This window comes from Saccharothrix texasensis, from assembly GCF_003752005.1.
Lineage (GTDB): Bacteria > Actinomycetota > Actinomycetes > Mycobacteriales > Pseudonocardiaceae > Actinosynnema > Actinosynnema texasense.
The window spans coordinates 3,807,671-3,826,969 of the sequence record NZ_RJKM01000001.1 but is presented as its reverse complement, the minus strand read 5'-3'; the positions used below and the strand labels follow the sequence as shown (position 1 = coordinate 3,826,969).

21 protein-coding genes are annotated in these 19,299 nt (G+C 70.4%); 9 read left to right on the top strand and 12 right to left on the bottom strand.

All coding sequences use genetic code 11. The features are described from left to right. Positions 1 to 119 precede the first annotated feature (119 nt). Positions 120 to 923, top strand: a complete 804-nt coding sequence (locus EDD40_RS15890) for a sulfite exporter TauE/SafE family protein (RefSeq protein WP_123743612.1) — start codon at positions 120 to 122, stop codon at positions 921 to 923. Here EDD40_RS15890 and EDD40_RS15885 read toward each other — a convergent pair. The 3 genes from EDD40_RS15885 to EDD40_RS15875 form a co-directional block, all read right to left on the bottom strand. Continuing rightward, entirely contained in the window at positions 892 to 1,671 is a 780-nt protein-coding gene (locus EDD40_RS15885) for a VOC family protein (protein WP_123743611.1), read from the bottom strand. The two genes, EDD40_RS15890 and EDD40_RS15885, sit on opposite strands and share 32 nt — an antisense overlap. Positions 1,672 to 1,774: 103 nt before the next feature. Then, positions 1,775 to 1,990, bottom strand: a complete 216-nt coding sequence (locus EDD40_RS15880) for a type II toxin-antitoxin system antitoxin (RefSeq protein WP_123743610.1) — start codon at positions 1,988 to 1,990, stop codon at positions 1,775 to 1,777. 1 nt (position 1,991) lies between these two features. Continuing rightward, positions 1,992 to 2,912, bottom strand: a complete 921-nt coding sequence (locus tag EDD40_RS15875) for an SPFH domain-containing protein (protein WP_123743609.1) — start codon at positions 2,910 to 2,912, stop codon at positions 1,992 to 1,994. A 121-nt stretch (positions 2,913 to 3,033) separates the two neighbouring features. Here EDD40_RS15875 and EDD40_RS15870 point away from each other — a divergent pair, with 121 nt between their 5' ends. From EDD40_RS15870 to EDD40_RS15860, 3 genes are read left to right on the top strand one after another with little or no spacing between them, the layout of a single operon-like run. Then, a complete protein-coding gene (locus tag EDD40_RS15870) occupies positions 3,034 to 4,149 on the top strand; it encodes a winged helix DNA-binding domain-containing protein (RefSeq protein ID WP_123743608.1) in 1,116 nt (371 codons plus the stop codon). Between the two features lie 4 nt (positions 4,150 to 4,153). Continuing rightward, on the top strand, positions 4,154 to 4,612 hold the full coding sequence (locus EDD40_RS15865; protein WP_123743607.1) for a GNAT family N-acetyltransferase: 459 nt from the start codon (positions 4,154 to 4,156) through the stop codon (positions 4,610 to 4,612). A gap of 13 nt (positions 4,613 to 4,625) precedes the next feature. After that, positions 4,626 to 4,994 (top strand): VOC family protein, encoded by a 369-nt coding sequence (locus EDD40_RS15860; RefSeq protein ID WP_123743606.1) that lies wholly within the window; start codon positions 4,626 to 4,628, stop codon positions 4,992 to 4,994. Here EDD40_RS15860 and EDD40_RS15855 read toward each other — a convergent pair. Both EDD40_RS15855 and EDD40_RS15850 read right to left on the bottom strand, forming a co-directional pair. Then, on the bottom strand, positions 4,971 to 5,567 hold the full coding sequence (locus EDD40_RS15855) for a class I SAM-dependent methyltransferase (RefSeq protein WP_123743605.1): 597 nt from the start codon (positions 5,565 to 5,567) through the stop codon (positions 4,971 to 4,973). The genes EDD40_RS15860 and EDD40_RS15855 overlap by 24 nt on opposite strands. 86 nt (positions 5,568 to 5,653) lie before the next feature. Then, positions 5,654 to 6,088, bottom strand: coding sequence for a type II toxin-antitoxin system PemK/MazF family toxin (locus EDD40_RS15850; protein ID WP_123743604.1), 435 nt, complete (start codon positions 6,086 to 6,088; stop codon positions 5,654 to 5,656). A gap of 115 nt (positions 6,089 to 6,203) precedes the next feature. On the opposite strand from EDD40_RS15850, the gene lepA reads away from it, so the two are divergent. Further along, complete coding sequence (lepA, locus tag EDD40_RS15845; RefSeq protein ID WP_123743603.1) at positions 6,204 to 8,048, top strand: translation elongation factor 4; 1,845 nt, start codon at positions 6,204 to 6,206, stop codon at positions 8,046 to 8,048. Between the two features lie 116 nt (positions 8,049 to 8,164). After that, positions 8,165 to 8,737, top strand: coding sequence for a Uma2 family endonuclease (locus EDD40_RS15840; protein ID WP_123743602.1), 573 nt, complete (start codon positions 8,165 to 8,167; stop codon positions 8,735 to 8,737). Between the two features lie 56 nt (positions 8,738 to 8,793). Here EDD40_RS15840 and EDD40_RS15835 read toward each other — a convergent pair whose 3' ends face one another. Next, on the bottom strand, positions 8,794 to 9,015 hold the full coding sequence (locus tag EDD40_RS15835) for a hypothetical protein (RefSeq protein WP_123743601.1): 222 nt from the start codon (positions 9,013 to 9,015) through the stop codon (positions 8,794 to 8,796). 120 nt (positions 9,016 to 9,135) lie between these two features. Further along, positions 9,136 to 9,561: an HD domain-containing protein gene (locus tag EDD40_RS15830; RefSeq protein WP_123743600.1), complete on the bottom strand. Its 426-nt coding sequence runs from the start codon at positions 9,559 to 9,561 to the stop codon at positions 9,136 to 9,138. Between the two features lie 109 nt (positions 9,562 to 9,670). Between EDD40_RS15830 and EDD40_RS15825 the strand changes: the two genes are divergently transcribed. Beyond that, positions 9,671 to 11,149: a chitinase gene (locus tag EDD40_RS15825; protein WP_123748048.1), complete on the top strand. Its 1,479-nt coding sequence runs from the start codon at positions 9,671 to 9,673 to the stop codon at positions 11,147 to 11,149. 51 nt (positions 11,150 to 11,200) lie between these two features. Here EDD40_RS15825 and EDD40_RS15820 read toward each other — a convergent pair whose 3' ends face one another. The 4 genes from EDD40_RS15820 to EDD40_RS15805 form a co-directional block, all read right to left on the bottom strand. Then, positions 11,201 to 12,760, bottom strand: a complete 1,560-nt coding sequence (locus EDD40_RS15820) for an alkaline phosphatase D family protein (protein WP_123743599.1) — start codon at positions 12,758 to 12,760, stop codon at positions 11,201 to 11,203. A 126-nt stretch (positions 12,761 to 12,886) separates the two neighbouring features. Beyond that, positions 12,887 to 13,180 carry a hypothetical protein gene (locus EDD40_RS15815; RefSeq protein WP_148088816.1) on the bottom strand — a complete coding sequence of 98 codons (294 nt, stop codon included), beginning with the start codon at positions 13,178 to 13,180 and terminating at the stop codon, positions 12,887 to 12,889. Between the two features lie 437 nt (positions 13,181 to 13,617). Further along, positions 13,618 to 13,980 (bottom strand): SEL1-like repeat protein, encoded by a 363-nt coding sequence (locus tag EDD40_RS15810; protein ID WP_148088815.1) that lies wholly within the window; start codon positions 13,978 to 13,980, stop codon positions 13,618 to 13,620. Between the two features lie 122 nt (positions 13,981 to 14,102). Continuing rightward, a complete protein-coding gene (locus EDD40_RS15805) occupies positions 14,103 to 14,849 on the bottom strand; it encodes an RNA polymerase sigma factor (protein ID WP_123743596.1) in 747 nt (248 codons plus the stop codon). A gap of 329 nt (positions 14,850 to 15,178) precedes the next feature. Here EDD40_RS15805 and EDD40_RS15800 point away from each other — a divergent pair, with 329 nt between their 5' ends. Then, a complete protein-coding gene (locus tag EDD40_RS15800; protein ID WP_123748047.1) occupies positions 15,179 to 16,216 on the top strand; it encodes an NAD(P)H-dependent flavin oxidoreductase in 1,038 nt (345 codons plus the stop codon). A 17-nt stretch (positions 16,217 to 16,233) separates the two neighbouring features. Beyond that, positions 16,234 to 17,883 carry a DUF885 domain-containing protein gene (locus EDD40_RS15795; protein WP_123743595.1) on the top strand — a complete coding sequence of 550 codons (1,650 nt, stop codon included), beginning with the start codon at positions 16,234 to 16,236 and terminating at the stop codon, positions 17,881 to 17,883. On the opposite strand, the gene EDD40_RS15790 is transcribed toward EDD40_RS15795, so the two are convergent. Next, a complete protein-coding gene (locus EDD40_RS15790; protein ID WP_123743594.1) occupies positions 17,848 to 19,290 on the bottom strand; it encodes an amino acid permease in 1,443 nt (480 codons plus the stop codon). The two genes, EDD40_RS15795 and EDD40_RS15790, sit on opposite strands and share 36 nt — an antisense overlap. Between the last annotated feature and the right edge of the window lie 9 nt (positions 19,291 to 19,299).

The window sequence follows — 19,299 nt, the reverse complement described above, 5'->3', positions numbered from 1 at the left end:
TCGCGTGACCTGACGCCCGACAGGGCCGAACGGCCCATCTGGGAGCGTTCCCACGTCCACTACCGGCCACGGAGGCCTGCCCCGAAAAAGCAGTACAACCATCCGGTTAGGCTGAACGGGTGACCGCCGCACTCGACTGGCCCGGCTTCGGGCACATCTCGCTCGCCGCCCTGCTGTTCCTCTGCCTGGCCGCCGCGCTCGCCGGCGCGGTCGACGCGGTGGTGGGCGGCGGCGGCCTGGTCCAGCTGCCCGCGCTGCTGCTGATCGCGCCCGGCGGCCAGCCGCTCTACGCGCTGGCCACCAACAAGATCGCTTCCGTGGTCGGCACGGCGGCGGCGGTGCGCACGTACTCCCGGCAGACCACGATCGACTGGTCCTCGGCGTTGCCGATGGCGGCGGCCGCGTTCGCGGGCGCGGTGGGCGGCGCGGCGTTCGCCGGCGCGTTGGCGCCCGGTGTGCTCAACGGCGTGGTGCTCGTCGCGCTGGTCGGCGTCGGCCTCTACACGTGGCGCAAACCGGAGCTGGGCGTGGCCGAGGCGCCGAGGTTCACGCGCTTCGCGCAGATCGCGGTGATGGCCCTGGGCGGCGCGCTGATCGGCTTCTACGACGGCCTGGCCGGTCCGGGCACGGGCGCGTTCCTGGTGTTCCTGCTCGTGGGCCTCGTCGGGTTCGCGTTCCTGCGCGCCTCGGCCACGGCCAAGATCGTCAACGTGGCGACCAACCTGGGCGCGCTGCTCTACTTCATCCCGGCCGGGAAGGTGCTGTGGGGCCTGGGCCTGGTGCTCGCGCTGTGCAACGTGACCGGCGCGGTGTTCGGCGCGCGGCTGGCGGTGCGGCGCGGTTCGGCGTTCGTGCGCCGGGTGTTCCTCACCGTCGTGGTGGCGCTCGTGGTCAGTCTGGGGTGGAAGGCGGCGGTTGGATGAGCCGGAACGTCGCGCCCATCGGGTCGCCGACGGTGGTGAACCGGCCGAACCGCGACTCGACCACGTCGCCGACCGTGACGCCGCCCAGCTCTTCCACCCGGCCGGCCGCCGCGTCGGCGTCGGTGACCGCGAAGTAGGTCATCCAGTGCGGCGGGATCTCGGCGGGGACCTCGTTGGTCATGCCGAACACGCCCGCCACCGCGCGGCCCCCCACCCGCAGCTGCGTGTACGGGAAGTCCGGCAGCGGGTCCAGCCCCACGTCGAACACCTGCCGGTAGAACTCGGCCGCGCCGAGCGGGTCGCGGGTGGCCAGCTCGTTCCAGATCACCGAGCCGGGCTCGTTCGCCACGTACGCGCCGATGTGCGTGCCCGCCTCCCACAGCCCGAACGCCGCGCCGTACGGGTCCACCGCGATCGCCCCGCGCCCCGGCCCGCCGGTGTCGAACTCCGGCACGAGCACCTTGCCGCCGTCGGCGTTGAGCCGCTGCACCGACTCGTCCAGGTCGTCGGTGGCCAGGTAGGTCGTCCACACCACGGGGAACATCACGTCCGACGGCATCTCGCCGAAGCCCGCCACGGGCAGCCCGCGCACCAGCGCCATCGTGTAGTGCCCGGTCTCCGGGCCGCCGATCTCGAAGTCCCAGCCGAACAGGCCGCCGTAGAACTCCATGGTGGCCTCGCGGTCGGTGGTCATCATGTCCACCCACGCGGGTGTGCCTGGCGGGTACGGGGTGTCCCTCACGCTCATCTGGCCAACAGTCGCACCAGCCGCCACGCCCCGCGAGTTGATCAACGTCCGGCCGGTGGCACGCGAAGGCCGTCGGCGCGGGGGTCCGCACCGACGGCTCCGGTCATCCGGTCGAGCCGTTGCCCTCGCTCTTGCGGGGCCGGCCGCGCCGGGGTTGGTCGGCCGTGCCGGTGGGCAGGCGACCGGCTTCGGCGAGCGCTCGGCGCAGCAGGAACTCGATCTGCGCGTTGGTGCTGCGCAGCTCGTCGTTCGCCCACCTCGTCAGCGCGTCGTGCACCGCCGGGTCGAGGCGCAGCAGGACGCTCTTGCGCTCGGCCACGTCAGGTGTACAACGACCCGGCGTTGACCACGGGCTGGGTGGATCGGTCGCCGCAGAGCACGACCAGCAGGTTCGACACCATCGCGGCCTTGCGCTCCTCGTCCAGTTCCACCACGTCCTCCTCGGCGAGCCTGGCCAGCGCGAGCTGGACCATGCCGACCGCTCCCTCCACGATCCGCGTCCGCGCCGCGACCACCGCGCCCGCCTGCTGGCGCTGCAACATCGCCTGTGCGATCTCCGGAGCGTAGGCCAGGTGCGTGAGCCGGGATTCGATCACCTTCACCCCGGCGGACTGCACGCGGGCCGCGATCTCCACCGACAGCGTCTCGGTGATCTCGTCCGCGTTCTCCCGCAGGGACAACCCGACCTCGTCGTGGTTGTCGTACGGGTAGCTGGTCGCGATGTGGCGCACCGCGGTCTCGGTCTGGATGCCGACGAACCGCACGAAGTCGTCCACCTCGAACATCGCCCGCGCGGTGTCCTCCACCTGCCACACCACGACGGCGGCGATCTCGATCGGGTTGCCGTCCGCGTCGTTGACCTTGAGCGTCGCGGTCTCGTGGTTGCGGATCCGGGTCGAGACCTTCGCCTTCGTGGTGAACGGGTTCGCCCACCGCAGGCCGTCCTGGCGGACGGTGCCGGTGTAGCGGCCGGCGAACTGGAGCACCCGCGACTCGCCGGGCGCGACGGTGAACAACCCGACGGACACGACGGAGGTCACGACGAGCAGTAGCGTGCCGGCCGCGATCGTCGGGATCGAGGGCCCGTCGTCGCCCGGGATCGAGCCCAGCGCGATCAGCGCCGCGCTCGCCAGCGCCCCGACCACCACGCCCGCGAGCACGCCCCACCCCGATGGCGCCCGCGCTTCCTTCTCCCGGACCACCGGGACCGGCATCTGCACCGCAACGTCCGTGACGTCCATGGTCCACCCCTTGATGTCATATCGCTTGCTTAACAAAGTGATATCACTTTTCCAGCCCGCCGGGCAAGCCGGACCGGCCATGAGGACAGGAGTTGACCGCAATCAGCCCTACCGTGGCCCCATGACCCCGGTACTGAGCCGTCGCGCCCTCGGCCGAGCCACCCTGGCCCGCCAGTTCCTGCTGGCCCGCACCGAGGCCTCCGTGCCCGAGGTCGTCGCGCACCTGGTCGGCTTGCAGGCCCAGACGCCGCACACCTGGTACACGGGACTGTGGTCGCGCATCGCCGGTTTCACCCCCGACCGGGCCGCGGACCCGCTGGTGGACCGGGAGCTGGTGCGCATCGCCGTGATGCGCTCGACGATCCACCTGGTCACCGCCGCGGACGCCCTCGCGCTGCGCCCGCTGGTCCAGCCCGCGCTCGACCGCGACCTGTTCCGCAACCACACCCACGGCCGGGACATGCGCGGCCTGGACGTGGACGCCGTGGTGGCCGCCGGTCGCACGCTGCTGGCCGAGAAGCCGCGCACCAACAAGGAGCTGGGCACGCTGCTGCACGAGCAGTGGCCGGACCGCGCGCCCGCCTCGCTGGCCTACGCGATCCGGTGCCTGGTGCCGCTGGTGCAGGTGCCGCCGCGCGGGGTGTGGGGCCGCAGCGGCGCGATCGCCCACACCAGCGCGGAGACGTGGCTGGGCGCTTCCCCGGACCCGGCGGACCGGCCGTCGGTGGACGACCTGGTGCTGCGCTACCTGGCCGCGTTCGGTCCCGCGACGGTGAAGGACGCACAGACCTGGTCCGGCCTCACCCGGCTGCGCGAGGTGGTCGAGGGACTGCCGCTGCTGCGGCTGCGCGACGAGGACGGCCAGGAGCTGTTCGACCTGCCCGACGCGCCCCGGCCGGACGGGCACGTGCCCGCGCCGCCGAGGTTCCTGTACGACTTCGACAACCTGCTGCTCTCGCACGCCGACCGGCGCCGGGTCGTCACCGACGACGTGCGCGCCCAGCAGTACGAACCGCACGGTCCCGTGCCGCAGTTCTTCCTGGTCGACGGCGTCACGGCGGGCGACTGGAAGGTGCGCCGGACCAAGGACGCCGCCACGCTGGAGCTGCGCCCGTTCCACCGCGCGACCGCGATGGACGAGGTGGAGCGGGAAGGCGAGCGGCTGCTGGCGTTCCTCGCGGCGGACGTGCCGCGGCACGAGGTCCGGACAACCTCGCCGGCGGCACGACGTCCCTGACCACATGGGGACGATCACCGTGCGCCCGCCGGGGGCGGAGGACGAGTGGCCGCTCGTCGACGTCTACGTCAAGGCCAGGCGCAGCTACTACGAAGGCCACCTGCCCGAGGCGGAGCTCGCCGAGTGGGAGCGGTCCGCGCGGGCCGGCGGCCTCACCTTCGACCGGCCCGACCGGGTGTGGCTGTGCGCCGAGCTGGACCACGTGGTCGCCGGGTTCGCGCTGGTCACCCCGAGCGGCGAGCTGTTGCAGCTCCAGGTCGACCCGGCGTGCTGGGGCAACGGCGTCGGCCGCGCGCTGCACGAGGCGGCGGTGGGCGCGCTGCGCGACCTCGGCGTCACCACCGCGCACTTGGACGTGTTCGCGGAGAACCACCGCGCGCAGCGCTTCTACACCGCCCGCGGCTGGCGGGTGACCGGCCGCGAGGAGACGCACCTGCGAATGGCGCTGGAGCTGCACGTGTGATCGCCTGGACGGCGTGGAGATCCTGAGCAGCCGCGTCCTCGTCCGCTCCCGCGAGCCGGAGCGCGCGCGGGCGTTCTACCGCGACGTGCTGGGCCTGGCCGTGTCCCGCGAGTTCCCCGGCGGCACGGTGTTCTTCCTCGGCCAGGGGTTCCTGGAGGTCTCCGGCGCCTCGGCCGAGCACCCGACGGACGCCACCCAGCTGTGGCTCCAGGTGCGCGACGTGGCCCAGGCCGCCGAAGACCTCGCCGAGCACGTCGTCCGGCCCGCTCGGCGCGAGCCGTGGGGCCTGGACGAGCTGTGGATCGCCGACCCGGACGGCAGGCGGATCGTGCTGGTCGAGGTGCCCGCCGAGCACCCGCTACGCCGGGACGTGCGCCAGTAGCTGCACCGCGGGCCCGACCACGCCGCCGTACTGGTGCAACGACGTGCGCACCCCGGTGAACCCCGCCGCCTCCGCCTCCTGGATCAGGTCGTACTCGGAGGTGTCCAGCGCCCGCCGGTGCACCGACACGACCAGCCTGCCGCCGGGCCGCAGCACCCGGAACAGCTCGTGGAACGCGGCCGGCCGGTTGCCCCACAGCTGGAGGTTGTTCACCGAGACCACCACGTCCACCGAGCCCGCGGGCTGGCCGGTGCGCGTCGCCGCGCCTTCGCGCAGCTCCACCCGGCCGGCCACGATCAGCTCCGCGCACCGCTCACGCGCCTCGTCGAGCATGACCTGCGACGGGTCGACGCCGATCGCCTTGAGCGCGCGTTCGCCGGCGAGCCTGAGCCCGACGCCCGGACCGGGGCCGAGCACCAGCACGACCTCCTCGGACGTCGGCGCGGCCACCTCGGTGACGTGCTCCTCGACCTTCGCGTTCAGCACGGCCATGACCCGGCCGCCCAGCTCGCCCACCTTGCCGCGCGGGTGCCCGAACGCCGCGTCCAGCGCCTTCATCAGGTTGTTCGCCATGTCCCCAGCGTCGTCACGGCGAGTGCCGGTCGCATCGGGGATCGCCCCGAGGACGGGCCGGGGATGCGCCACCCCCGGGGTGGGGGTCAGCGCCAGCCCATCCGCCGCAGCGCGTCCACGACCAGCGAGAACCGCTCCGGCTCCAGCACCGAGCCCTCCCGGCGGATGTCGTCCTCGTCCAGCTCGAACACCCGGTCCAACCGCAGGTAGGAGCGCCGCCCGTCGCGGTCCCAGCGGCCGGAGCCCAGGTCGAGGCAGTCGTCCAGCTCGTGCCGGTCGGGGGTCTTGCTGGTCAGCATCAGGGCGAGCAGCGCCCGGCGGTGGCGGCCGACGACCAGCAGCGGCCGGTCCTTGCCCCGGTCCGGGTCCTCTTCGAAGGGGACCCAGGCCCACACCACCTCGCCCGGGTCGGCCAGGCCGTCCAGGTCGGGGGAGTACTCCAGGGTCGCCGCCACCGCGGCCGTGTGGACCTCGCGCACCGCGCCCCTCGAAGGGCGGGCGTCTTCACCGTTCGCACGCACGGCGGGCAGCCTATGGCCTCGGTCACGCACACGTGGAACGCCACGACGGCCTGACGTGAGATGCTGTCCCCAGTTGAAATGGGCAGATCCCGTCCTTCCTGTGCGAGGAACCTGAGTGACCACGTTCGCCGACCAGACGTTCACGCCTCCGGACCTGATCCGGAACTTCTGCATCATCGCGCACATCGACCACGGCAAGTCGACCCTGGCCGACCGCATGTTGCAGCTCACCGGCGTCGTCGACGCGCGGGCGATGCGCGCGCAGTACCTCGACCGCATGGACATCGAGCGCGAGCGCGGCATCACCATCAAGGCGCAGAACGTGCGGCTGCCGTGGCAGGTCGACGGCCAGGACCACGTGCTGCACATGATCGACACGCCGGGTCACGTCGACTTCACGTACGAGGTGTCGCGGGCGCTGGAGGCGTGCGAGGGGACCGTGCTGCTGGTCGACGCCGCGCAGGGCATCGAGGCCCAGACGCTGGCCAACCTGTACCTGGCGATGGAGAACGACCTCACCATCATCCCGGTGCTGAACAAGATCGACCTGCCCGCGGCGGACCCGGACAAGTACGCCAAGGAGCTCGCGCACATCGTCGGCTGCGAGCCCGAGGAGGTGCTGCGCGTCTCGGCCAAGACCGGCCTCGGCGTCGAAGCGCTGCTGGACGAGGTCGTCAAGCGCGTGCCCGCCCCGGTCGGCGACGCCGACGCGCCGCCCCGCGCGATGATCTTCGACTCGGTGTACGACACCTACCGCGGCGTGGTCACCTACATCCGCGTGGTCGACGGCAAGATCACCCCCCGCCAGCGCATCCGGATGATGTCCACCAACGCGACGCACGAGCTGCTGGAAGTGGGCATCATCTCGCCCGAGCCGAAGCCGAGCGTCGGCCTGGGCGTCGGCGAGGTCGGCTACCTGATCACCGGCGTGAAGGACGTGCGCCAGTCCAAGGTCGGCGACACCGTGACGGCGGAGAAGAACGGCGCCACCGAGCCCCTCGCCGGTTACCGCGAGCCGCGCCCGATGGTCTACTCCGGGCTGTACCCGGTGGACGGCTCGGACTACCCGATCCTGCGCGAGGCGCTGGACAAGTTGCAGCTCAACGACGCCGCGCTGACGTTCGAGCCGGAGACGTCGGCCGCCCTGGGCTTCGGCTTCCGCTGCGGCTTCCTCGGCCTGCTGCACCTGGAGATCACCCGCGACCGGCTGGAGCGCGAGTTCGGCCTGGACCTGATCTCCACCGCGCCCAACGTGGTCTACCGCGTGGTCATGGACGACGGCACCGAGCACGTGGTGACCAACCCGTCCGACTGGCCGGACGGCAAGCGCGCCGAGGTGTACGAGCCGATCACCAAGTGCACGATCATCGCGCCGAGCGAGTACATCGGCGCGATCATGGAGCTGTGCCAGGCCAAGCGCGGCCAGCTGGGCGGCATGGACTACCTGTCCGAGGACCGCGTCGAGCTGCGCTACACCATGCCGCTCGGCGAGATCATCTTCGACTTCTTCGACGCCCTGAAGTCGCGCACGCGCGGTTACGCGTCGTTGGACTACGAGGAGTCGGGCGAGCAGGACGCCGAGCTGGTGAAGGTCGACATCCTGCTGCAGGGCGAGCCGGTGGACGCGTTCAGCGCCATCGTGCACAAGGACTACGCCTACGCCTACGGCACCAGGATGGCCTCGAAGCTGCGCGAGCTGATCCCGCGCCAGCAGTTCGAGGTGCCGATCCAGGCGGCGGTGGGCGCCCGGGTGATCGCCCGCGAAACGATCCGCGCCATCCGCAAGGACGTGCTCGCGAAGTGCTACGGCGGTGACATCACGCGCAAGCGGAAGCTGCTGGAGAAGCAGAAGGAAGGCAAGAAGCGGATGAAGATGGTGGGCCGCGTCGAGGTCCCCCAGGAAGCCTTCGTCGCCGCGCTGTCCACCGACGACTCCGGCAAGGACAAGGGCAAGAAGTAAGGACCACCGGCCAAATCCGCGTCGGCAGGCACATCTTCGGGTGGCTTGTCGGCGCGGATCGCTGTTTCCGGGATTTCCCCTGCCATGGTCGGCGCGACAACCGGAAGGAGGGGACCATGACCGTCATGGTCGAACACGAAAGCGGCTCCTACACGGTCGAAGAGCTGGAGAGCATGCCTGAGGACGGACGCCGTTACGAACTCATCGACGGGCAGCTTCACGTGAGCCCGGCGCCGGGTTACCGGCATCAGGAAATCGTGGCGGAGCTCTGTGGGCGCTTGCGCGCGGCATGCCCGGATGACCTGACCGCGCTACCGGCTCCGTTCACCGTGCAGGTGTCCTCGAAAACCGAGGTGCAGCCGGATGTCCTCGTCGGTCGCCATGTCGATTTCACCGACAAGCTGCTGCCCGTCGCGCCGTTGCTGGCGGTGGAAGTGCTCTCTCCCAGCACGAACATCCGCGATCTCACGATCAAGAAGAGCGCTTATGAGCGCATGGGTGTGGTCAGCTACTGGGTAATCGATCCGCAAGAGCCTGTGCTGGCGGTCTCCGAACTCGACGCCGAGGGCTGCTACCGGCAGGTGGCCGAGGTGAAGGCGGACGACGCGTTCGACGCGACGCTGCCGTTCCCGGTGCGGATCGTGCCCGCGGAACTGCTCGGCTGGCTGTGGGAGAACGGGGCGGGATGAACGGAAGGGCCCTCAGGACGTCCCTGTCCTGAAGGCCCTCGAAGGGGTGCGGCAGCTCAGCTCTGGTTGCGCAGCGTGGTGCTGAGCGCCTGGCGGCGGAGGATCGCTTCGATCTCGCGCGCCTCGTGGCTGGAGTGCCGGGCGAGGATGGCTTCCATGTCCATCCGAGCGCTCGGGGTGTCGTAGGCGGCCAACTCGCGGTTCAGCTCGGCTTCCCGCTTGCGGAGCTGCCGCCGGGTGGCGAAGTACGTGCGAACGGTCTCCAGAACGGTGGTCATGTCGCCTTTCGGTCGGCTATCTGTATCGGTTCACCTACTATGATGCCGCACGTCAGGGGCTTACGCGACCTGCTTCGGCGTGATCTCCGCCGCAAGTGTCACGGTGGCGTGAAGACCGCGTCACCGGCCCAGGACGTCCAGGGCCCGGGAGTACTTCGCCCGCAGCCGGTCCTGGGTGGCGGTGTCGAGCAGGGCCAGTCGCGGCGGTGACGTGTTGTCGGCGATGTCGGCCCGCTTGACCTCCACCGCGACCGGGTCGGCGAGCACCCGCGCCAGGTAGTCCTCCTGCGTCTCGTCGTCACGGTGACTCAGCGCGAGCACGGTCGCCACCACCTCCGGCGGGCACCCGGCGGCCAGCAGGTCGTCGGCGGTCACGGCGGTGTCCTCGACCACGTCGTGCAGCACGGCCGCCATGCGCGCGTGCTCGCCGGACACCCGGCCCATCACCCGCAGCGGGTGACCGATGTACGGCTGGCCGGACTTGTCGACCTGTCCCTCGTGGGCCGCCCGCGCGATCCGGATCGCGTCATCAACGGTGAACGTCATCGGATCATTGTTCACACCCTTGACAAGGCGCAGTGGTCTAGTCCATTTTTCGAGTGGCTCACGTCACCTGTGCTGGGCCTTGGCCGCCGACGAGAACGTGGAGGTGGACGTGGTTTCGAGGACGAGACGCGCACTGGGCGCGGTGCTGGCGGGTCTGCTGGCCATCGCGGGCCTGACCCTGGTCGTGGTCGGCAGCGCGTCGGCCGCCAACCTGGTCGCCAACCCCGGGTTCGAGGGCGGCACGGGCGGGTGGACGTGCAGCGCCGCGGCGACGGCGGCGACCACGACCAAGCGCAGCGGCACGCACGCCATGGCGGGCACCCCGGCGGGCCAGGACAACGCCCGCTGCTCGCAGACGATCTCCGTGCAGGCCAACACCGCCTACAAGCTGTCCGCGTGGGTCCAGGGCAGCTACGTGTACCTCGGCGTGAGCGGCACCGGCAGCGGCGACAAGAGCACGTGGACGCCCGGCTCGACGGGCTTCAGCCAGCTCTCGATCGACTTCACCACCGGCGCGAGCACCAGCGTCACCATCTTCGTGCACGGCTGGTACGGCCAGCCGACCTTCTACGCCGACGACGTGAGCCTCGACGGGCCGGGCACCCCGCCGACGAGCACCACCACCAGCACGACCACGTCGACGACGACCACCACCACGACCACGACGACCACCACCACGCCCGGCAACCCGGACCCGTCGCTGCCCAAACACGCGCTCACCGGCTACTGGCACAACTTCGACAACGGCTCGCGCCTGCTCAAGCTCGCCGACGTGCCCACCACGTACGACATCGTGGCCATCGCGTTCGCCGACGCCACCACCACGCCGGGCGCGGTCGCGTTCACCCTCGACCCGACGCTGTCGAGCAAGCTCGGCGGCTACACCGACGCGCAGTTCAAGGCCGACATCCGCACGCTGAAGGCCCGCGGCCAGAAGGTGATCATCTCCGTCGGCGGCGAGAAGGGCACGATCAGCGTCGGCAACTCCACCGCCGCGACCAACTTCGCCAACAGCGTCAAGACCCTGATCGCGAACTACGGGTTCGACGGCGTGGACATCGACCTGGAGAACGGCGTCAACGCCACCTACATGGCGCAGGCGTTGCGCGCGATCCACGCGGGCGGCGGCAAGGTCATCGCGATGGCGCCGCAGACCATCGACATGCAGTCCACCGGGCAGGAGTACTTCAAGCTGGCGCTGGCCGTGAAGGACATCCTCACGGTGGTCAACATGCAGTACTACAACTCCGGCTCGATGCTCGGCTGCGACCAGAAGGTCTACTCGCAGGGCACGGTGGACTTCCTGGTGGCGCTGGCCTGCATCCAGCTGCAGAACGGCCTGCGCCCCGACCAGGTCGGCCTGGGCCTGCCCGCCTCGCCGTCGGGCGCGGGCGGCGGCTACCAGTCGCCCGCGAACGTCAACGCGGCGTTGAACTGCCTGGCCAAGGGCACGAACTGCGGTTCGTTCAAGCCCTCGCAGACCTGGCCGGGCATCCGCGGCGCGATGACCTGGTCGATCAACTGGGACGCGGTCAACAACTGGCAGTTCGCCAACACGGTGGCCCCGCACCTGGACACGCTGCCGTAGCGCGGTGGACGCCGTCCCTCCCGTCGCGCGACGGGAGGGACGGCGCCGGCGCTAGCCGATCCGCTGCGTGCCGGACGGCACGGTCACCGTCTTCGCCAACGCGGCCGGCGAGTCGGCGCGGGTGCGGTCGGCCAGGAAGTACCAGTTCATCCGGACGTGCTCGCGCCGCACGTCCAGCACGGTGTAGCCGTGCGAGTCCAGCTCCACCCACTTCAGGTGCCGGTTCAGCCCGACCAGCGCGGCCTCCAGCGCCAACGACGTGGTGCGCGGCGGCGAACCGGTCAGCTCGTCGATGTTGTCCGAGGTGACCGACGGGACGACCAGCTCGGTGGCGACGGTCTTCGTCAGCGGGTACAGCGCCTCGTCCACCGGCACGTCGAACGCCCACGAGCTGTGCACGTCGCCGGTGAGGAACACGGTGTCGCGCACGTCGTGCTCGGCCAGCAGCGCGATCACCGCGTCGCGGTCCTGCGGGTAGCCGTCCCACTGGTCGTTGTTGGTCGTCGGCCCGACGAGCCGCGTCACCGCCCCCGCCTGCGGCACCGGGGGGATGAGCAGCGGCGAGAAGACCACCGGGTTGCCGACCAGCTTCCACTGGACGTCGGCGTGCAGCAGGCCGTCGCGCAGGAACGCCATCTGGTCCGGGCCGGTGAGCGTGCGGCCGGGGTCGCCGACCTGGCCCTGGTCGACCTGCCGGCTGCGGTACGAGCGCAGGTCGAGCATGGTCAGCTCGGCGAGCGTGCCGAAGCGCAGCCGGCGGTAGACCCGGTCGCCGTCGAGCCGCACGGGCATCCACTCGTGGTAGGCGCGCATGGCGGCGGCCCGGCGGTCCGCCCACGTGCCCTCGGTCGTCTCGTCGTGGTCGGGGGAGCCGCCGGACCAGGCGTTCTCCGCCCACTCGTGGTCGTCCCAGGTGATGATCCACGGGTAGGTGGCGTGCAGGCGCCGGAGGTCCGGGTCGGTCTTGTACTGGGCGTGCCGGACCCGGTAGTCGGTCAGCGACCGCGCCTCGCCCGGGGGCTCGTGGGTGCGGGATCGCGTGCCGATGTAGTCCTCGTAGAGGTAGTCGCCCAGATGCACGACGGCGTCGAGGTCGTCGCGCTCGGCGAGGTGCCGGTAGGCGGCGAAGCGGCCCGCGACCCAGCTGGAGCAGGAGACGACGCCGAACCGCAGCTCGTCGACCTCGGCGTGGTGGGCGGGCGCGGTGCGGGTGCGGCCGACGGGGGAGTGCCCGCCGTCGAAGGTGAAGCGGTAGAAGTACCAGTGGCCGGGGCGCAGGCCGCCGACGTCCAGCTTGACGGTGTGGTCGCGGTCGGGACCGGTGGTGACCTCGCCGCGCCGGACGACCCGGCGGAACCGGGGGTCCCTGGCCACCTCGTAGCCGACCACCGCGGTCGGGCCCGCGCCGGAACCGGGCGTGCTGTCCTCGGTGGGCGTGACGCGGGTCCACAGGACGACCCGCTCGGGCAGCGGGTCGCCGGACGCGACGCCGTGCCGGAAGTGCGGGGTCGAGGCCTCGGCGGACGACGCGGGCAGAGCGGGCGCGAGCAGCGCGACGCCCGCGATCGCGCCGAGGCGCAACGCGTCCCGCCGTGGGTGGGTGTTGGGCATGCCTCCTACGACGACGTGGTGGCGCCGCGGGTTGCCCGTTGTCCCGCCCGGCGGGCACGAACCGGCCGTCGGGCGGGACGCGGCCCTGTCGTGTGCCGCAGCGGGATGGCCGACGTGGTGCGGCCGTTAAGCCGACAACCCCAACTCGTACAGCTTCAGGACCGCCATGGTCAGCCCTCCGCTGCCGGTGACCGCCATGAAGATCAGTTTCAGCACCCGGTACCCCGAGGTGCGGTGTTCCTCGTCGCGGCCGAACAACGCGACGAAACAGGCTGCGGCGATCATCACCGCGGCGAAGACGGCGTAGCCGCCCATCAACCAGGTCCACATGGCAACGCCTTTCCTTGGCAACTCAGCAAGGAAGACGATCGCGAGATGTGGAATCTCCCCGCTCGAACCTGATTGCTCCCGTACGGGCATGGTCGGCACAGTCGACCATGCCCGTACGGGAGTTTGTCCCGACGTGCGATGCTCCCGGTCATCCCCTCCGCATGGACGCGGCAGCACCGCATTGGATCATCACAGCGACTCGTTCACCCCTCGCCTGAGGAGCCGCTGATCACAGGTTTCGCATTTCAACATTATTCGATTGAGTGGTGCTCCACTCGGTGACTGCAGCTTCGGCCTCTGAGCTGCGTACCGAGTGGTAACTGTACGGGATTGAAGCGTGCCTGTCTCAGGAGCCCCTCGTCCAATGAGGGTTCAAGTGTGGATCCAGGCAGATCAAAATGTCGATGTGGGACACTGCACATCTCTCCAACAGGAACTCGGGTCGGGGTGTGGATGATGGGTGAATGCAGAACGACCGCCCCCGCCGTTCTACTGCGGCAATCTATCGGGTGTCGCCTCCGTGCAGGTCAGGAGATGTGGCGCAGCGGAGGCGTCTCGGAATCACTCTCGGTGGTGTCGACGAGTTCTTGCAGGTAGTCCAATGCGTCTGGATCGCCGAGGTGGGCCGCGCGAAGCCACCACGCGGCCGACTCTTCTTCCTCGCCCAAGAACTCCAGTATCTCCGCTACTCGACGGGCGCTGGACGGATCTCCTCTCTGAGCGTACTTCGCGTAGTAGTGCAACCTTTCCTCCCTCGTGAGGGTCAGTGCGAACGCGTCATCCGGTCGGCCTCGACCCTCCTCGGGCTCACCCGTGGAGCCGACGATCCTCTGATCGGCTCCACGGGTGATGTCGGAGCCGTCGCCCTCGGCTGACAGCATGTCCATCACCTGGCTGATGATGGACATGCCGCGAGCCGGAGAAGGACAACTCTGACCGCTGTTTTGCACTACGTGGCTGAGTGATTGGGCGTATTGGCGCAACCGCCATTCAACGCTCATGTCACCCCTCCCTAAGAAGCCTGATTCCTGCCTTGGTCCAGGATGGCCCTGAGGCGATTCAGTGCTTTATCTTTGTAGTTGGAGATGCGAACTGGGGTCACATCTACCAATCGTGCGGACACCTCGGCCGGCTTGAGGTCCTCCACGATGGTCAGCCAGATGACTTCTTGCTGGCGTGGGGACAGCGACCGCAAGGCTTCCGCGAGTTCGTCATCGAGAAGCGCTTCGTTCCATTCAACCTGGTACGGCGGAACATCTTCTTCTGCCGGCTCACGACCGGCGTTCCGCCGCTTCGCGCGGTAGAACTCTGCGATGACGTTGTTCAGGATCGCGTTCAGGAGGCCGCTCGGACTGGTGATCGTCGTGCCCTTGGCCAAGGCGACGCCGTAGCGCGCAAAAGCGGTCTGCGCCAGATCCTCGGCGTCATCGGCGGTGCCAGTCGCGGCATGGGCCCGTGTGAAGAGTCTCCGCCAGTGTGCCCGGTAGAGGTCGTCGAACTCGGCCTGCCAACCGGGAAGCGGGGAACTGCTTGCTATCACGCTCGTTCTGCCGTCTATCGATAGTACGGCGCGTTGAGCCAGATCGCGATCCTTGATGAGGGATCTTGGTGGCTTCCGATCCCTGCTCGACTCGCCTACGGTTGAAATAGGATCAGCTCCGACCGGATCGTCGAGGCTTGCGGTCGAGGTCGAGCGGTCAGAAGGGGGACCGACGTCAGGTGGCGTGTCACGCTGCCTCCCCATGTCGCGTCGCTCCATTCGTGTCCTGGTCCGAGCACCCTGTGCAGGCCACCGAGAAGCCTGTTGGGCGCGGGGGGCTGGGGGGAGCCCCTTGACTTGAAGACTCCAGGGGCGGCCGTTATCTCCCCCGTGGTCCCGAAGATCGTTGGTTGCGGCCCGGACGGCCGGAGCGCGACGTGCCGGAGGCCACCGTGGCACTTCGGGCGCTGTTACATCCCGAGGGCTCGCCCGGACGGTGCCGGTCCGCTGGACGTGAACCAGTCGGATCGGGCACGTTGTTTTGCGCCGGCACGCGACGGACCTGCTGATACGTGACCGCGGCCGTGGCGCGGGTTAGGGTCGGCGCCATGTTGGACCGACTCGAAGTGCCCGTCGTCGCCGCGCCGATGGCCGGCGGGGCGTCCACCCCCGCGCTCGTGGCCGAGGTCGGCCGGGCAGGTGGTCTTGGGTTCCTGGCCGCCGGCTACCTGTCCGTCGAGGCGGTCGCCGAGCAGGTCACCGCGACCACCGCGCTGACCGACCGGCCGTACGGGGTGAACCTGTTCGTGCCCGGCCCCCGGTCCAGCACCGACCTGTCCGGCTACCGCGACCGGGTCAAGGGGCAGTCGCCGACCGAGCCGGGCGAACCCCGGTGGGACGATGACTCCTACGCCGCGAAGCTCGAACTGGTGATGGCGTTGCGCGTTCCGGTGGTGTCGTTCACGTTCGGCTTGCCGAACCCCGAGGACGTGCACCGGCTGCACGCGGCCGGCTCGACGGTCGTCGTCACGGTCACCACACCGCAGGAAGCCGCGCAGGCGGCGCAGGTCGGCGCCGACGCGCTGTGCGTGCAGGGCAGCGAGGCGGGCGGGCACCGCGGCACGTTCGCCGACGACGGCGTCTCCCCCGGCGGCGGCGAGCTGTTCGGCGTGCTGGCGGCCTTGCGGCTGGTCCGCGCCAAGGTGGACCTGCCGCTGATCGCCGCCGGCGGCCTGGTGCACGGCGCGGACGTGGCCGCCGTGATCACCGCGGGCGCGGTCGCGGCGCAGCTCGGCACCGCGTTCCTGGCCACCCCGGAGGCCGGCACGTCCGCCGCGCACCGCCAGGCCCTCGCCGAAGGCACCCGCCGCACCGCGCTGACCAGGGCGTTCAGCGGCCGTCCGGCGCGCGGCCTGGTGAACCGGTTCCTGGTGGACAACCAGGATCAGGCGCCCGCCGCGTACCCGGAGGTGCACCACCTGACCCGGCCGGTGCGCGCGACCGGCGACCCGGAGCTGATGTCGCTGTGGGCCGGGCAGACCTACTCGTTGGTCCGACCGGCCCCGGCGGCCGAGGTGGTGGCCAGGCTGGTCGCCGAGGCGCGCCAAGCCCTTTCCGTCGCGATCACGCGCATTTCGCCGGTGTAGCACCACAGAATGGCGACGTGACCACCGCGCGCGAGCTCGCCGACGAGATGCTGACGCTCGTCCTGGACGCCGACCCCGTCATGGCGACGCTGCTCGGCATCCCGGGCTGGGACCACCGGCTGCCCGACCCGAGCGCCGAGGGCGGACGCGTGCTGCGCGCCCGCGCCGAGGACGTGGCGCGGCGGGCGCGGGCCGAGGACGACGACCCGGTGACGCGCGCGGTGGTCGTGCAGCAGGCGTGGGGCCTGGTGCACCGCCTTGACGCGAACCTGGTCGAGCACACGCACGCCGAGGGCCTCACCGCGCCGTTCGCGGTGCTGCTGGGCGCGTTGCCGCTGATCCGCCCGACCGACGACGACGCGCGGCAGGCCTACCTGACCCGGCTGGCGGCGCTGCCCTCCTACCTGGACGCGCTCACCCGAAGACAGCGCGACTCGACCCGACCTCCGCTCGCGCACCTCGTGCGGGCCGCGATCCACCGCGTCGACCGCTACCTGGCCGATGACGAGGACGCGCTCGCGATCCCGTTGCGGGACAGCCCGCAGGCCGACGTGTGCGCCCGGCTGCTGCACGAGACCGTGCGCCCGGCCATCACCCGCTACCGCGACTTCCTGCGCGTCGAGGTGGTCGACCGGGGTCGTGGCGAGGACCGGCCCGGCCTGTGCTGGCTGCCCGACGGCGACCTGGTCTACGCCGACCTGGTCCGCACGTACACCACGACCGGCCACACGCCGGAGGAGCTGCACCGGATCGGCCTGAACCTGATCGAGGAGCTGGACCGGGAGTACGAGGAGGTCGGCGCCCGGGTGTTCGGGCCGATCCCGGCCGCGGGCGTGCGCGCCCGCCTGCTCGCCGACCCGGACCTGCGCTGGAGCAGCGGCGAGGACATGGTGGCGCTGGCCGCCGCGTGCATCGCGCGCGCCGAGGAGGTCTCGGGCGACTGGTTCGGCACGGTGCCGCAGGCGCGGTGCGCGGTGGAGGTGGTGCCGGCGGCGGAAGCCCCGAACGCGCCGCTGGCCTACTACATGGACCCGGCGCTGGACGGCTCCCGGCCGGGCACCTACTTCGTCAACACCCACCAGTCCGGGCTGCGCGAGCGGTTCAGCGCCGAGTCGACCGCGTTCCACGAGGGCGTGCCGGGCCACCACTTCCAGATCGCGCTGGCCCAGCGGCTCGACGACCTGCCGCTGCTGCGCCGGTTCGCGTCCATCGAGGCCTACCTGGAGGGCTGGGCGCTCTACGCCGAGCGGCTGGCCGACGAGATGGGCCTCTACAGCGACGACGTGGCGCGGCTGGGGATGTTGTCGGGCGACTCGCTGCGCGCCGCGCGCCTGGTGGTGGACACCGGCCTGCACGCGTTGCGCTGGACGCGGCAGCAGGCCGTGGACTACCTGCGCGCCAACGCCGTCATGCCGGACGTGGACATCTTCTCCGAGGTCGACCGGTACATCGAGAACCCCGCGCAGGCGCTGTCCTACATGGTGGGGCGGCTGGAGATCCAGCGCCTGCGCGGTGAGGCGGAGCGGAGGCTGGGCGACCGCTTCGACATCAAGGCGTTCCACGACCTCGTGCTCCGCGGCGGACCGCTGCCGATGGCGGTGCTCGCCGACGTGGTCGAGCGGTGGTGCGACTCAGTCCTCGACGTCCGCGGGGTCGTTGAGCGCTGACCGGCGCCTGCTGTAGGCGAAGTACACGACCAGGCCGATGAGGAACCAGACGGCGAAGCGCAGCCAGGTCTCCGGCGCCAGGAACGTGATCAGCCACAGCGAGAACACCACGCCGACGATCGGCACGACCGGCATGCCCGGCGTCTTGAACGTGCGCGGCAGGTTCGGCTGCTTGTACCGCAGCACGATCACCGCGACGCAGACCACCACGAACGCCAGCAGGATGCCGATGTTGGTCAGCTCGGCAGCTTCGGCGATGGGCAGGAAGCCCGCGATGACGGCGGACGCGACGCCGAGCACCCACGTGGTGCGCGTCGGCACGTTCTTGACCGGGTGCGTCTTGGCGAACCACTTCGGCAGCAGCCCGTCGCGCGACATCGAGTAGCCGACGCGGGCCGCGCCCATCAGGAACGTGAACAGCACCGTGGTGATGCCGAGCACCGCGCCGACGGAGATGATGATGCCCAGCGCGGGCAGGCCGATGTCGGCGAACGCCGAGGCGAACGCGCTCTCCGCGTCCACGTCCTGGTAGTTCACCATGCCGGTCAGCACCAGGCAGGCCAGCACGTAGAGCACCATCGAGACGGCCAGCGAGTAGATGATCGCCTTCGGCATGTGCTTCTGGGAGTCCTTCGACTCCTCGGCCGCCGTGCTCATCGCGTCGTAGCCGAACACCGCGAAGAACACCGTGGCCGCGCCGGTGAGCGCGCCGGAGATGCCGAACGGGAAGAACGGGTTGTAGTTGGCGGTGTCGATGTGGAACGCGCCGACCACGATCACCAGCAGCACCACGGCGACCTTGAGGTACACCAGGGTCGTCTCGAAGCGGGCCGCGTTCTTCATGCCCATGTTGAGCACGAACGCGATCAGCAGGCACAGCAGCACGGCGAACAGGTTGACCTTGTAGCTGCCCGCCGCGACGTCACCGGTCTCGGTGCCGGGCGCGCCGAGCATCCACACCGGCAGGTCGATGCCGAGCAGGTTCAGCAGCTCGTTGAAGTAGCCGCTGATGCCGATCGCCACCACGGCCACGATCGCGGTGTACTCCAGCAGGAGGTCCCAGCCGATGAACCAGCCGACGATCTCGCCGAGCACGGCGTAGCCGTAGGTGTAGGCCGAGCCCGCCTTGGGGATCAGCCCCGCGAACTCCGCGTAGGAGAACGCGGCCGCGGCGCTGGCGATGCCCGCGACGAGGAACGAGATGAGCACGGCGGGGCCCGCGGTCTTGTTGGCCACGGCGCCGGCCAGCGAGAAGATGCCCGCGCCGATGATGCCGCCGATGCCGATCGCGGTGAGCTGCCACAGCCCCAAGGTCCGGGTCAGCGCCGTCTTCTCGTCACTGATCTGCTCGATCGGCTTGCGGCGGAACACGCCGCTGCCACGGCCGAATCCGTCCTGCACCGTCATTCCAGCTCC

Excerpts from the sequence above, each read along its gene's own strand:
- EDD40_RS15885 (WP_123743611.1), bottom strand. The coding sequence starts at position 1,671 with ATGAGCGTGAGGGACACCCCGTACCCGCCAGGCACACCCGCGTGGGTG.
- EDD40_RS15875 (WP_123743609.1), bottom strand. The coding sequence starts at position 2,912 with ATGGACGTCACGGACGTTGCGGTGCAGATGCCGGTCCCGGTGGTCCGG.
- EDD40_RS15870 (WP_123743608.1), top strand. The coding sequence starts at position 3,034 with ATGACCCCGGTACTGAGCCGTCGCGCCCTCGGCCGAGCCACCCTGGCC.
- EDD40_RS15865 (WP_123743607.1), top strand. The coding sequence starts at position 4,154 with ATGGGGACGATCACCGTGCGCCCGCCGGGGGCGGAGGACGAGTGGCCG.
- EDD40_RS15855 (WP_123743605.1), bottom strand. The coding sequence starts at position 5,567 with ATGGCGAACAACCTGATGAAGGCGCTGGACGCGGCGTTCGGGCACCCG.
- EDD40_RS15840 (WP_123743602.1), top strand. The coding sequence starts at position 8,165 with ATGACCGTCATGGTCGAACACGAAAGCGGCTCCTACACGGTCGAAGAG.
- EDD40_RS15835 (WP_123743601.1), bottom strand. The coding sequence starts at position 9,015 with ATGACCACCGTTCTGGAGACCGTTCGCACGTACTTCGCCACCCGGCGG.
- EDD40_RS15830 (WP_123743600.1), bottom strand. The coding sequence starts at position 9,561 with ATGACGTTCACCGTTGATGACGCGATCCGGATCGCGCGGGCGGCCCAC.
- EDD40_RS15820 (WP_123743599.1), bottom strand. The coding sequence starts at position 12,760 with ATGCCCAACACCCACCCACGGCGGGACGCGTTGCGCCTCGGCGCGATC.
- EDD40_RS15815 (WP_148088816.1), bottom strand. The coding sequence starts at position 13,180 with ATGCCCGTACGGGAGCAATCAGGTTCGAGCGGGGAGATTCCACATCTC.
- EDD40_RS15805 (WP_123743596.1), bottom strand. The coding sequence starts at position 14,849 with ATGGAGCGACGCGACATGGGGAGGCAGCGTGACACGCCACCTGACGTC.
- EDD40_RS15800 (WP_123748047.1), top strand. The coding sequence starts at position 15,179 with ATGTTGGACCGACTCGAAGTGCCCGTCGTCGCCGCGCCGATGGCCGGC.
- EDD40_RS15790 (WP_123743594.1), bottom strand. The coding sequence starts at position 19,290 with ATGACGGTGCAGGACGGATTCGGCCGTGGCAGCGGCGTGTTCCGCCGC.